The organism is Bradyrhizobium sp. 142, from assembly GCF_023074015.1.
Classification (GTDB): Bacteria; Pseudomonadota; Alphaproteobacteria; order Rhizobiales; family Xanthobacteraceae; genus Bradyrhizobium.
On the sequence record NZ_JADPKQ010000057.1, the window covers coordinates 1 to 12,778 of the forward strand.

At 63.2% G+C, this 12,778-nt stretch carries 14 protein-coding genes; 7 read left to right on the plus strand and 7 right to left on the minus strand.

Annotated features, from left to right (window positions below; all coding sequences use genetic code 11):
• Window positions 1–321: 321 nt before the first annotated feature.
• The 3 genes from leuD (at window position 322) to IVA82_RS06230 (ending at window position 2,328) form a co-directional block, all read left to right on the plus strand.
• Window positions 322–927: a 3-isopropylmalate dehydratase small subunit gene (leuD, locus tag IVA82_RS06220; protein WP_247386874.1), complete on the plus strand. Its 606-nt coding sequence runs from the start codon at window positions 322–324 to the stop codon at window positions 925–927.
• Between the two features lie 80 nt (window positions 928–1,007).
• Entirely contained in the window at window positions 1,008–1,793 is a 786-nt protein-coding gene (locus tag IVA82_RS06225) for a hypothetical protein (protein WP_247386875.1), read from the plus strand.
• Window positions 1,794–1,908: 115 nt separating this feature from the next.
• Window positions 1,909–2,328 carry a hypothetical protein gene (locus tag IVA82_RS06230; RefSeq protein ID WP_247386876.1) on the plus strand — a complete coding sequence of 140 codons (420 nt, stop codon included), beginning with the start codon at window positions 1,909–1,911 and terminating at the stop codon, window positions 2,326–2,328.
• Between the two features lie 23 nt (window positions 2,329–2,351).
• On the opposite strand, the gene IVA82_RS06235 is transcribed toward IVA82_RS06230, so the two are convergent.
• A complete protein-coding gene (locus IVA82_RS06235; RefSeq protein ID WP_247386877.1) occupies window positions 2,352–3,017 on the minus strand; it encodes an HAD hydrolase-like protein in 666 nt (221 codons plus the stop codon).
• A gap of 2 nt (window positions 3,018–3,019) precedes the next feature.
• Window positions 3,020–3,901: a CoA ester lyase gene (locus IVA82_RS06240; protein WP_247386878.1), complete on the minus strand. Its 882-nt coding sequence runs from the start codon at window positions 3,899–3,901 to the stop codon at window positions 3,020–3,022.
• Between the two features lie 172 nt (window positions 3,902–4,073).
• Here IVA82_RS06240 and IVA82_RS06245 point away from each other — a divergent pair, with 172 nt between their 5' ends.
• Entirely contained in the window at window positions 4,074–4,715 is a 642-nt protein-coding gene (locus tag IVA82_RS06245; RefSeq protein ID WP_247386879.1) for a carbonic anhydrase, read from the plus strand.
• 176 nt (window positions 4,716–4,891) lie between these two features.
• Here the strand turns inward: IVA82_RS06245 and IVA82_RS06250 are convergent, their stop codons facing one another.
• A complete protein-coding gene (locus IVA82_RS06250; RefSeq protein WP_247386880.1) occupies window positions 4,892–5,926 on the minus strand; it encodes an aspartate-semialdehyde dehydrogenase in 1,035 nt (344 codons plus the stop codon).
• Between the two features lie 116 nt (window positions 5,927–6,042).
• Between IVA82_RS06250 and IVA82_RS06255 the strand changes: the two genes are divergently transcribed.
• Window positions 6,043–6,837, plus strand: coding sequence for a hypothetical protein (locus IVA82_RS06255; protein ID WP_247386881.1), 795 nt, complete (start codon window positions 6,043–6,045; stop codon window positions 6,835–6,837).
• 181 nt (window positions 6,838–7,018) lie between these two features.
• Window positions 7,019–7,414: a hypothetical protein gene (locus IVA82_RS06260; protein WP_247386882.1), complete on the plus strand. Its 396-nt coding sequence runs from the start codon at window positions 7,019–7,021 to the stop codon at window positions 7,412–7,414.
• Window positions 7,415–7,589: 175 nt separating this feature from the next.
• Here the strand turns inward: IVA82_RS06260 and leuB are convergent, their stop codons facing one another.
• The gene (leuB, locus tag IVA82_RS06265; RefSeq protein WP_247386883.1) at window positions 7,590–8,702 is read right to left on the minus strand and encodes a 3-isopropylmalate dehydrogenase; all 1,113 of its coding nucleotides are present in this window, start codon (window positions 8,700–8,702) and stop codon (window positions 7,590–7,592) included.
• Window positions 8,703–8,969: 267 nt separating this feature from the next.
• Between leuB and IVA82_RS06270 the strand changes: the two genes are divergently transcribed.
• Window positions 8,970–10,175 (plus strand): YbfB/YjiJ family MFS transporter, encoded by a 1,206-nt coding sequence (locus IVA82_RS06270; RefSeq protein WP_247386884.1) that lies wholly within the window; start codon window positions 8,970–8,972, stop codon window positions 10,173–10,175.
• 141 nt (window positions 10,176–10,316) lie between these two features.
• Here IVA82_RS06270 and IVA82_RS06275 read toward each other — a convergent pair whose 3' ends face one another.
• From IVA82_RS06275 to IVA82_RS06285, 3 genes are all read right to left on the minus strand, one after another.
• On the minus strand, window positions 10,317–11,099 hold the full coding sequence (locus IVA82_RS06275; protein WP_247386885.1) for a molybdopterin-binding protein: 783 nt from the start codon (window positions 11,097–11,099) through the stop codon (window positions 10,317–10,319).
• A 16-nt stretch (window positions 11,100–11,115) separates the two neighbouring features.
• Window positions 11,116–11,745 carry a cytochrome b/b6 domain-containing protein gene (locus tag IVA82_RS06280; RefSeq protein ID WP_247386886.1) on the minus strand — a complete coding sequence of 210 codons (630 nt, stop codon included), beginning with the start codon at window positions 11,743–11,745 and terminating at the stop codon, window positions 11,116–11,118.
• A gap of 184 nt (window positions 11,746–11,929) precedes the next feature.
• A complete protein-coding gene (locus tag IVA82_RS06285) occupies window positions 11,930–12,484 on the minus strand; it encodes a fasciclin domain-containing protein (protein ID WP_247386887.1) in 555 nt (184 codons plus the stop codon).
• Between the last annotated feature and the right edge of the window lie 294 nt (window positions 12,485–12,778).

The window sequence follows — 12,778 nt, forward strand, 5'->3', positions numbered from 1 at the left end:
ACAAGCCTCCGCCAGTCAATCCCAGCAAGCCAAAGCCCAGGTTCTCTCTCGACCAGCTGGAGCTCATCTATGTGTGATTTTCCCGGGACAGCCCTGCGCGTGCAGGGGAGGGTCGGGGAGAGGGTGCCTCCGCAATGAGACTCCCGCAGAGGAGAGAACCCTCACCCGGCGCGCGCGGGACGATGCTGCGCATCGCCCGGGGCGCGCCGACCTCTCCCGCAAGCGGGAGAGGTAAGGCAGATCTGCCGAATTTGGCCTAGGATTCGGGGCCCGATCGCGATACATACGCGGTTCCCCAGAACCACCCCGGGAAGCGCAACCATGGACAAGTTCACTACGCTGGAAGGCGTCGCGGCGCCGCTCAAGATCATCAATGTCGACACCGACATGATCATTCCGAAGCAGTACCTCAAGACGATCAAGCGCACCGGCCTTGGCAAGGGGCTCTTCTCCGAGCAGCGCTATAAGGACGATGGCAGCGAGAATCCGGACTTCGTCCTCAACCAGCCGGCCTATCGCAATGCCAAGGTGCTGGTGGCCGGGGACAATTTCGGCTGCGGCTCGAGCCGCGAGCACGCGCCGTGGGCGCTGCTCGATTTCGGCATCCGCTGCGTGATCTCGACCTCGTTCGGCGACATCTTCTACAACAACTGCTTCAAGAACGGCATTCTGCCGATCCGCGTTGCCCAAGAAGACCTCGACAAGCTGTTCGACGACGCCGAGCGCGGCGCCAATGCGACGCTGACGATCGACTTGCCGAACCAGGAGATCCGCGGTCCCGACGGCGGCAAGGTCAAGTTCGAGATCGATCCGTTCCGCAAGCACTGCCTGATGAACGGTCTCGACGATATCGGGCTGACGATGGAGAAGAAGGCCTCGATCGACACTTACGAGGAGAAGCTCAAGAGCGAGCGCGCCTGGGCCTGATCGCAAGTCTCGTTTGGAGCCCCGGTGCGACGCGCGCCGGGGCTTTTTCTTTGCCCTCATTATCTCCTAAGCTTCCCAGCATGCTGCCTGACATCGTCACCTTCTGGCATGGCCCGATGGACGCCCTGCGCCAGACCTGTCTGCGTTCGCAGTTAGCTGCCGGCCACAAGGTCACGGTCTACAGCTTCGATACCATTCCGGGCCTGCCCGTCGGCGTCGGCAACGCGGATGCCGAAGCGATCCTGCCGCATGCCTTCTCCGAGCGGTTGCGGCCACCGCAGCCGGACGGAAGCTGGCGCGACTGGACCACACTTCAGTTCAGCGACTTCTTCCGCATGAAGCTGATGGCGAAGGGCCGCGGCCTCTGGCTCGATGCCGACGTGCTGCTGCTGAAGCCCGCAATGATCGATCCGGCAAAGCCTTATTTCGCCTGGGAGCGGCCGCGCCAGCTCGGCAACTCCGTGATCTATCTGCCGCCCGAGCACGGCATCGTTGCCGCCTTCGAGGAGCTGATGGCGCAGGAGGAGCTGACGCCGAACTGGCTGTCGCTGCGCCATCGCCTCATCTTTGCGATACGGCGGCTGCGCGGCGGCTCCAACCGTCTCTCGGACATTCGCGTTGCGATCTTCGGGCCCGCGGCGCTCACCGCGCTCGCTCGCCGCACCGGCGAATTGCAGAACGCTCTGCCGAAGCAGTCATTCTATGCCGTGCATGCCGAGCCGAAGCTTTTCTTCGAGCCATCGAGCTATCTCGGTCTCCTCACCAATCCCGAGATCATCGGTCTCCACATCTCGCCAAAAGGCCGCGGCGGCCAGCCACCGATCCCGGGCAGCCTGTATGCGTGGGCCGCGGAGAAATTCGCGTAGCTCTCTTACGCTGCAGCCGTCCCGGACACGAGTGCTGCATTTGATCCAACGCAACGTACATATGCACCATTGTGCTCTATTCGGCTCCAACTGGACGAGCCCAATGGAGCCTCGCATGAGTACCGCGAACAGACCCTATCCCGTGGTTCAGGACCTCATCGAATCCTTCGCCGGCTGGCTGAAACATCGCCGCGAACTGAATGAGCTTCGGCAGCTCGACCGCGCCGATTTCGACCGGATCGCGAGTGATCTCAGGATTGCTCCGGACGATTTGGAGGAACTGGTTCGTCACGGCCGCCACGCCGCCGACGAGCTGCCAAAGATGCTGGAGCAGCTCGGCATCAGCGCGGAAGGGTTCGGCCGCGCGCAGCCGCTGCTGCTGCGCGACATGGAGCGGGTCTGCGCATTGTGCAGACACAAGGCTCAATGCGATCGCGATCTCGTCGACGGTTCTGCCGCGGAGAATTACCACGGCTATTGCGCCAATGCGTCGACCCTGGAGTCGCTCGATCGCGCCGATCTCGCACCGCGCTGACGCGAGTGCGGCTCGAAACGGGGCTAGCCGCTCAGCATCGACAAAACCACGCGCGCGAGATCCGCGGGCCGTTCCACCAATTGGTCTGCGCTGGCCGCTTCGAGTTCGTCTCGGCTGCCGTATCCCCACAGCACGCCAAGGCCGCGCATGCCCACCGCGTGAGCCCCAGCGATGTCGTGCTGGCGATCCCCGACCATCAGGCTCTGCGAAGCACAGATATCCTGTTTAGATAGGAGATGAGCGAGCAGCTCTGGTTTATGATCCAGTCTGCCGCCTGGCACCGAGCCGTGAATGCCGTCGAAGTGCGCCGCCAAATTCAGGTTCTCGATAATTCGCCGCGCAAAGACTTCGCGCTTCGATGTGGCCACATAGACTCGCAGTCCGGCGCGCCGCATCTCCTCGATCGCCACGCTGATTTCGGGATAGAGCTCGCTTCCGAGCAGTCCGCTCTCGCCGTAATGCTGGCGATAAGCCGCCACGGCTTCATCGAGCCGGTCGTCTCCGTATACCCTGAGCAACGCCCGCAACACGTCTTTGAGCGGTGGCCCGATGAAGCCCTTGATGTCGAGTGCTTCGCCGGGGTCGTGCCCGAGTGCACGCAGTGCGGCCGAGCAGCTTGCGGCAATGCCAGGCTGCGAATCAACCAGCGTTCCGTCGAGATCCAGCAGCACGGAGCGCGACGGAGGCACCTCTAGCCCTTGCTCATCGCGGCGATCGCGTCCGCGATCTCGATCGTGCGGCGCGCCATGTCGGCGTGCAGACGCTCCACCATCGCGCCGTCGAGCCGGATCGCGCCGCGCGAGACGTTTTCCGGCAATTCGAACGCCGCGATGATTTTTCGGGCGCGCGCGACCTCCTCGTCCGGTGGCGTGAAGATCGCGTTGCAGGCCTCGATCTGTGACGGATGGATCAGCGTCTTGCCGTCGAAGCCGAGATCGCGCCCCTGCGCGCATTCGGTGGCGAAGCCATCGAAGTTGTTGATGTCGCTATAGGGCCCGTCGAGGATCTCGAGGCCATAGGCGCGCGTCGCCAGGATGCAGTGCGTGATCATCGGGATCATCGCTGCGCGGCCGGGCAGCATCCTGATCCGCGTCTCCCGCGAAATGTCGTTCGGCCCGAACACGAAACCGGACAGGCGCGTCTTCGGATCGCGCGAGGCGGCGGACAGTTCCTCGGCATGCAACACCGCGCGCGCGGTCTCGATCATGGCCCAGACCTTCACGGTCGGCGCAGCGCCAAGCTCGGCGAGCTGGCGGCCGATCGTGTCGAGGTCGTCGGCGCTGGAGACTTTTGGAACCAGGATGCCGTCCGGCGAGGCCTTTGCGGCCATCGCAACGTCATCGGCCCACCAGGGCGAATCCAGGCCGTTGGTCCGGATTAAAACCTCGCGCTTGCCGTACCCCTTGGCGGCGATGGCGGCGGCGATGCCGTCGCGCGCCGCGGCCTTGGCGTCGGGAGCAACGGAATCCTCCAGATCCAGGATCAGGCCGTCGGCCGCCAGATTACGCGCCTTTTCCAGCGCACGGGGGTTGGAGCCGGGCATGAACAGATGGCTGCGGCGCGGGCGGGTCATGCAAGCGTTCCTTCCGGTTTCCTCGGGCGAATTCTAGTGCATGATCCGGAAAAGTGTGCGGCGGTTTTCCGAAAAGATCATGCTCAAGCAAAAATAGGCCAAAGCCGATAGCATCGGGCCTGCCCATTCGAAAGGCTTGTTCGCCTTTGCGGTATATGATTAGGCATAGGCCATGACCGCATTCCCTCAGCGCTTGCTGGAAGGCTACAAGGCCTTCGCGACCCAGCGGCTGCCGACCGAGCAGACCCGGTACCGCGACCTGTCGGTGAAGGGGCAATCGCCGGAAGTGATGGTGATCGGCTGCTGCGACTCGCGCGTCTCGCCCGAGGTGATCTTCGACGTCGGTCCGGGCGAGCTCTTTGTCGTCCGCAACATCGCCAATCTGGTGCCGGTGTATCAGCCCGACGGCAACGCACATGGCGTCTCGGCGGCGCTGGAATACGCGGTCAAGGTGCTGCGCACAAAACACATCGTGGTGCTCGGGCATGCGCAATGCGGTGGCATCCGCGCCTTCGTCGACAAGATCGAGCCGCTTACCCCCGGCGATTTCATCGGCAAATGGATGCAGATGTTCATCAAGCCGGGTGAGGTGGTGGAGCAGCGCGAACACGAGACCATGGCGCAGTTCGTCGAGCGCATCGAGAAGGCCGCGGTGTTTCGCAGCCTCGAAAACCTGATGACCTTCCCGTTCGTGCGCAAGGCGGTCGATGCCGGCCAGATGCAGCTCCACGGCGCCTATTTCGGCGTCGCGGAGGGATCGCTGTTCGTGCTGGATCAGGTTGCGAAGGAATTCAAGAGGGCGAATGGTGAATAGCGAGGTAGGGAATAGAGACGTTACCTCATTCGCTATTCGCTACCCCCTATTCGCCTCGTCCTACGCCGCCTTCTTGGCGCTGATCAGCTTGCGGTTGATCGGTTCGTAGGGTGGGTTAGCCTTGCGGTTGCGCGAAGGGCAGTCCGCTGGCGTAACCCACCGTACGGCAGCTCGTCTTACGCCGCCTTCTTCTTCGCGCTGATCAGCTTGCGGTTGATCAGGACTTCCGCGATCTGGATCGCGTTCAATGCAGCGCCCTTGCGTAAGTTGTCCGACACGCACCAAAGCACGAGACCATTTTCGACCGTCGCATCTTCGCGGATCCGGCTGATGTAAGTCGCGTCCTCGCCGGCGGCTTCATACGGCGTGGCGTAGCCGCCGGGCTCCTGCTTGTCGATGACGAGACAGCCGGGCGCCTTGCGCAGGATGTCGCGGGCTTCGTCGGCAGTGATCGGATTCTCGAACTCGATGTTGACGGCCTCGGAGTGGCCGACGAACACCGGCACGCGCACGCAGGTCGCGGAGAGCTTGATCTTGGGATCAAGAATCTTCTTGGTCTCCATCATCATCTTCCACTCTTCCTTGGTGTAGCCGTCCTCCATGAAGATGTCGATGTGGGGGATGACGTTGAAGGCGATGCGCTTGGGGAATTTCTTACTGACCAGCTCCTGATTGGTGTAGACGGCCTTGGTCTGCGAGAACAATTCGTCCATCGCATCCTTGCCGGCGCCCGACACCGATTGGTAGGTCGAGACCACGACGCGCTTGATGGTGGCCTTGTCGTGCAGCGGCTTGAGCGCGACCACGAGCTGCGCGGTCGAGCAGTTCGGGTTGGCGATGATGTTCTTCTTGCCAAAGTCCTTGGCGGCGTCGGCGTTCACTTCCGGCACGATCAGCGGAACGTCCGGGTCCATGCGCCAGGCGGAGGAATTGTCGATCACGACCGTGCCGGCGGCGCCGATCTTCGGCGACCATTCCTTCGACACCTCACCGCCCGCCGACATCAGGCAGATATCGACGTCGGAGAAGTCGTAATGCTCGAGCGCTTTGACCTTCAGGGTGCGGTCGCCATAGGAGACCTCGACGCCGACGCTGCGGCGTGAGGCCAATGCCACGACCTCGTCCGCAGGGAATTTGCGCTCATCGAGGATGTTGAGCATTTCCCGCCCGACATTGCCGGTCGCGCCGACGACTGCGACTTTGTAACCCATCCTTCACTCTCCGACGAAAAAGCCCTTTCCTGAAGCTGACGCTTAAACAGGAAGTGCAGCGCTTCTATGCGAGAACCGGCCTCAAGACAACGTTGGATCATGCCTGAAGGCAGTGGATGCAGTCGCCTGAGGCCAGTACGGCCGCAACTCCCACCCAGATCCATCTGGCGCTCGCCAACTTCGCCGACGAAGTCGTCGGCACGCTGGCGCGCCTGTTCGCCTATGTGGGGGTTCTGGTGCTGTTTGCCATCCTTGGGCTTGCGGCGCTCGGCCAGTTGCCAAGCCTCCAAGATGGCGGGCCGGCGATGAACCCGGGCTGGAGCATCGCCGACCGCTCGCATCCGGCGTTCGCGATGAGCGGGTTCGATCCGTCAGACAAAACAATATCTTATACCGTCTTCAGGCACCCAGAGGGTGGCCGCAGGGACGTGCTGCGCTGGAGCGGTGAAGTGGACCGGCCGCTCGCCGAACTCGAAATCTACCGGCCGGGCGGCGAATTCGACCTGGCGCGTCCGGCCGCCGCCGATTTGGCCATGCAGATGGGCCTTGTCCAGATACGGCTTGGCGAGGCACCACTCGAGCAAGCCGGACTGATCGATACGAAATTCGGACCAGTTGCGCTGCTCCGTCCCAGCGCCGCGGCGAAGGGGACTTGCCTCGCCTACCTCAAGCGCAACGAGGACCCCGCGCTCCAGATCTCCGGCTTCTCCTGCCAGGGTGAGACCGAGCCTGCCCGGCGCGCGGCGATCGCCTGCACGCTGAACCGGCTGATGCTGTTGACCTCGGGCAAGGAGCCGAAGCTGGCAGAATTGTTCGCCCATGCCGAGCTCAAGCGCAGAGGGTGTGACCCCGTAGCTTCGTCGGACTGGCTGCTGGGCGCTGCGAACGCGCAATTGCGCGGGGCGCTCTGACCGGCATCAAACTCAAATGACCACCCAAGTGAACCGCTCAAGTGGCTGGTTTCCATGCAACTTTTGCCTGGGCGCACGATTATTCCGGGTTGGTGTGACCCAATAGACCTAGTTGCGGCCGCCCCGGCCGGGCTAGTATGGGGCGAAATCGATTGGCGGCTTGCCGCCTGAAGGGGACGTGATGAGCTCGAAATTCTCTGCCGCGAACAAATTGGCGATCTGGCTTGCGGCGGCGGCCGTCATTGCCATGTCTTCTGCCATGGGTTTCGCGACGCCGGCCTCGGCCGACACCAAGATCAAGCGCTATGACGATCGCGGCCGACCCTATTACGGACCGAGCGGCCCCAACGCGGTCTATCAGCAGGGACGCACCCGCCTCTATGTGAGCAAGCGCTCCTGGCTCGACGGCGGCACCGAGGTCAATCCGGGCGACCGCAAGTTCACCGACTATGCCTTCCCGCCGGCCGTGGGCTATCCGACCTTCGCCCGCGAAAACCTCAACCGTCCGATCGACCGCCAGCCGCTTTCGCCGCCCGCCGATGTCGGCGGCTATCCGCAGACTTTCCCGCTATACTGAGGCGGACACGACTGACGGGATCGAAAATGGCCAGGCTCACGCCCGGCCATTTTGTTTTGAGGATCTGTAGGGTGGGCAAAGGCGCTCTTGCGCCGTGCCCACCATCTCTCAGCTATCGCGATCGCAGAGGTGGGCAAGCTTGCGCTTTGCCCACCCTACAGTTGCTGTGCAAGCCTTACGCGTGCAGCTTCTGCAATTCCTTCAGAATCGCTTCGCCCATCTGCGTGGTCGAGGCGGCGGTCGTTCCTTCCGACTTGATGTCGGCGGTGCGCAGGCCGCTGGCGAGTACTGCTGCGATCGCAGCGTCCAGCTTGTCGGCGAGCGCGCCCATGTCGAAGGAATAGCGCAGCGCCATGCCGAAGGACGAGATCATCGCGATCGGATTGGCGAGGCCTTGGCCTGCGATGTCCGGCGCCGATCCGTGCACGGGCTCGTACAGCGCCTTGCCCTTCCTGCTCTTGGCGTCGACCTCGCCAAGCGAGGCCGAGGGCAGCATGCCGAGCGAGCCGGTCAGCATGGCAGCGATGTCGGACAGCATGTCGCCGAACAGATTGTCGGTGACGATGACGTCGAACTGCTTCGGCCATTTCACCAGCATCATGCCGCCGGAATCGGCGAGCTGATGCTCGAGCGTGACGTCGGGGTATTCGCGCTTGTGGACCTGCGTCACGACCTCGTTCCAGAGCACGCCAGACTTCATGACGTTGCGCTTCTCCATCGACGTCACCTTGTTCTTGCGCTTCTTCGCAAGCTCGAAGGCGACGCGGGCGATGCGCTCGATCTCGTAGGTGTCGTAGACCTGGGTATCGATAGCGCGCTTCTGGCCGTTGCCGAGATCGGTGATGGTCTTGGGCTCGCCGAAATAGACGCCGCCGGTGAGCTCGCGCACGATGACGATATCGAGTCCTTCGACCGCCTCGCGCTTCAGGCTCGAGGCATCCGCGAGCGCCGGATAGCACACGGCGGGACGCAAGTTTGCGAACAGGCCGAGATCCTTGCGCAGCCGCAACAGGCCGGCTTCGGGACGGACGTCATAAGGTACCGCATCCCATTTCGGGCCGCCGACCGCGCCAAAAATGATCGCGTCGGCGTCCTTGGCCTTGACCATATCGCCCTCGGAGATCGACACCTTGTGCGCGTCATAGGCGGAGCCGCCGACCAGGCCGCTGTCGGTCTCGAATTTGGCGATTCCGGCCGAACTGAGCCAGTCGATCAGCTGCTTCACCTCGCCCATCACCTCGGGGCCGATACCATCGCCGGGGAGCAGCAGCAGTTTGTGGGTCGCCATGGTCAGATCCTTCTCAATCCTCTCTCGTCATTCCGGGGCGCGAGCAACGCGCGCGAGCTCTGATGCGCAATTGCGCATCAGAGAATCCATCAGGCCACGCAACAAGTGGCGGAATGGATTCCGGGCTCGCGCCAAAGGGGGCGCGCCCCGGAATGACGGCCGGCCGGAGTGCTAGAGCGGCGTTGCGCGCTTGGCAAGACACCATTGCCGCTTCGCCGCTGTGCAAGGCGGGCAAGGCCTGCCACAATCCTCTTGCCGGAGTACCCCTTGCACGCCCAAGACTACCTTGCTCAAGACCGCCGCCCGCCACCCGACGCGCACCCCGTGCGGCTGATCCTGACCTTGTCGCTGGCTGCGACGGTCGGGCTCGGCATCGGCCGTTTCGCCTATGCGCTGGTGCTGCCGGACATGCGGGATGACCTCGGCTGGTCCTACTCGGCGGCCGGTTTCATGAACACCATCAACGCCGTCGGCTACCTCGCGGGTGCGCTGATGGCGTCGCGGCTGATCCGGCTGGTGGGCTGGTCGGCCGCGATCCGCGGCGGAACCGTGGCCTGCGTCGCCGCGCTCGCGCTCTGCGCGCTCACCGGGAATTTCTTCGCGCTCAGCCTGGCGCGGCTGGTGCTCGGCGTCGGCGCCGCGGCCGGCTTTATCGCCGGCGGCGCGCTGGCTGCGATGGTGGCGCAGTCGCGCCCCGAGCGCGCCAATTTCCTGCTCAGCCTGTTCTATGCCGGGCCCGGCATCGGCATTCTCGCCTCGGGCCTGATCGCGCCCTACACGCTCGCGCATTTCGGGCCGGGCTCGTGGTGGATCGTGTGGTGGGCCATGGCCCTGCTTTCGGCGGCAATGACGATCCCCCTGTTTCTGGTCCGCATCAAGAGCAAGGCGCGGTTCACCGAGGCAGGTCACGCCTCGTTCGAAATCCTGCCCGTGCAGGTCTATCTCGCCGCCTACTTCCTCTTCGGCGCTGGCTACATCGCCTACATGACCTTCATGATCGCCTATGTGCGCGACGGCGGCGGCGGTGCCGCGGCGCAGGCTGCATTCTGGAGCCTGATCGGCATGAGTGCTTTCGTGACGCCCTGGGTCTGGCGCCGCGTCCTCGCGCTCGACCGCGGCGGACTTGCGACCGCCATCATCCTTGGCACCAACGCGCTCGGCGCGTCGCTTCCAATCTTCGGACATTCGACGGCGTGGCTGTCGATCTCCGCGGTTGTGTTCGGCGTCGCCTTCTTTGCGGTGGTTGGCTCGACCACCGCTTTCGTGCGCTTCAACTATCCGCACGAGGTATGGCCAAGCGCGATCGCGGCGATGACGATTTCGTTCGGCATCGGCCAGACGCTCGGTCCGATCGTGGTCGGTGCCATCACGGATGCGCTGGGGAGCCTGAGTTATGCGCTGAATGTGTCGGCGGCATTGCTGGCGCTCGGCGCGATGGCCGCGTTGTGCCAGCGGAAGGTGCGGCCTTCATAACCAGGTCGTCCTGGCGAAAGCCAGGACCCATTACCCAAGGATTAATTTGGCGACGGCTCGCGATCGCCAGCCTTCGTCAAACCGGACCCTGCGGTAATGGGTCCTGGATCTGCGCTCCGCTTCGCTTGTCCAGGACGACGATCAACTCCCGCTAAACGAATTATATCCCTGGTCTTCCCAGTAGCCGCCCTTGTAGTCGTTGGTGACTTCCATCGACACCACGTATTTCGGGTTCTTGAAGCCGAGCTTGGTCGGCACGCGGATCTTCATCGGGAAGCCGTAGGCGCGCGGCAGGATGTCGTCCGCGTATTTGAACGTCATCTGCGTCTGCGGATGCAGCGCGCTGCGCATGTCCAAAGGCGAATTGTAGCCGTCCTTGTCGGCGCACTGGAACCAGACATATTTCGCGCGCGTGTCGGCGCCGACCAGCTTGAGGAAGTCGCGCAGCGGCGTGCCGGTCCAGCTGCCGATCGCGCTCCAGCCCTCGACGCAGATGTGGCGGGTGATCTGGGTCACCTGCGGGAGCTTGTAGAGTTCGGCGAGCGTCCAGGACTTCTTGTTGTCGACGAGGCCGCGCACTTCGAGCTTCCAGTCGTCGCCGTCGACATCCGGCGCGTCGTCGAGATCGTAATACGCGTTGAAGGGAAATGGCTTTGTGATCGCGCTCTCGGGGAAGGTCGGCGCCAGCGCGTCGGGATTGAAGATGAACGCCTGCACGGCGTCGTTGAACTTCGAGACGGATTTCAACATCTCCTCGGCGGACGAGCTGTCGATCACGTCACAGCCGGTGAGCAGCGTCAGCGCGCCCAGGCTGGCACCGCCCGTGATGAAACGGCGGCGGGCAAGATCCGGCATCGCCTTGATGGAGTCCTTGATCAGCAATCGCTTGTCGACGCCGGGGATCAGGAATGAACGCTTGGCCATGATGTCTTCCTCCCTCTCAGCGGCCGATGATCATCGCGCGCAGGCTCTTCGGCACCAGCAGCGCGAGCGCGACGTGGACGACGAGGAAGGCGCAGATCGCGGCCATGCAGAAGAAGTGGACGTAGCGCGCGGTCGGATAGTCGCCGAACAGCATCACCAGATAATAGAGCTGTACCGGTTTCCATATCGCCAGGCCCGACAGCACGATCAGCACCCCGACCACGATGATGCCGGCATAGAGCAGGCGCTGCACGTAATTGTAGACGGTGAGGTCGTCATGGCCGAGCTTGAAGGTCAGCGCCGCCCTGACGTCGTGGATCACGCCCGACGGCGTGATCGGCAGCAGCTTTTTCCGGAAGCGGCCGGTGGCAAAACCGGTGATGAGATAAGCGAGGCCATTGACCATCAACAGCCACATCGCGGCGAAATGCCAGAGCAGGCCGCCGGCAAGCCAGCCGCCGAGCGTGATATCGCGGGGGAAGCGGAAATCGAACAGCGGCGAAGCGTTGTAGATCTGCCAGCCCGACAGGATCATCAGGATCATGGCGAGGGCGTTGATCCAGTGCATGACCCGGACCCAGGCCGGCTGGATCACTTTGGCCGGTGTGGCGCTGACCTGCTCGTCGGTGACTGTGAGGCTCGACATGACGGTTCCGTCCTTGGGATGGTCTGACGCCAAATATACGCCGATGCTTCCGCTTTCGTTACGCCCTTCCGGCATCGAATCGATGCCGGAAGGCTATCGCAGTTCCAAAAAATCAACCCCGGGGTGCCCTCGGCTCGCCGTTTCGTCGCCTCCTGCCCGGGGGATGAAACGGGACTGCGCGGTGTTACGACGCTGGCATCAGCACGGTGTCGACCACATGGATGACGCCGTTCGACTGGTTGACATTGGAGATCGTCACCATCGAGGTGCCACCCTTGGCGTCGACGATCCAGGTCTTGCCGTCCATCTTCTTGACCGTCAGTTCCTCGCCCTCGGCGGTCTTCAGCTTCTTGCCTTCGGTGAGGTCGGAGGCCTCGAGCTTGCCGGGCACGACATGGTAGGTCAGGATCTTGGTCAACGTCGCCTTGTTCTCAGGCTTGACCAGGGTGTCGACGGTGCCGGCCGGCAGCTTTCCGAAGGCGGCGTTGGTCTGCGCGAACACCGTGAACGGGCCCTTGCTCTCCAGCGTTGGCACGAGGCCGGCTGCCTTCACCGCCGCCACCAGCGTGGTGTGGTCTTTCGATTTGACCGCGTTCTGGACGATGTTCTTCGAGGGGAACATCGCGGCGCCGCCCACCATGACGGTCTTTTCCTCGGCGCGAACGGGCCCGACGACGGTCGCGGTGATAGCCAGCGCGCTGAAGGCTGCAGCAGTGAGATAGGTAATGCGCTTCGACATGGAAGAGTCTCCCGATTGGATTGTGACCGGCGATTGCCGGCGTTCGAGTTGGAGCAACAACGGCATCTGCGACGCTTGAGGTGAGGCGGCAGCGCCGTCGTTGGACCGAACTACGGGAGGGTTCGCGAAGTGGTTTCGGACAAAACTTCTTTGTGATGCGTGAAACTTTGCGCAGCGATGTCCGTGTGGTGGCTCCGCCGTCATTGCGAGCGCCGCGAAGCAATCCAGCATCTTTCGGCGCGGCAGTCTGGATTGCTTGTGCGCCAGGCAAGCTGGCGCGGTCCAACCGGTGGA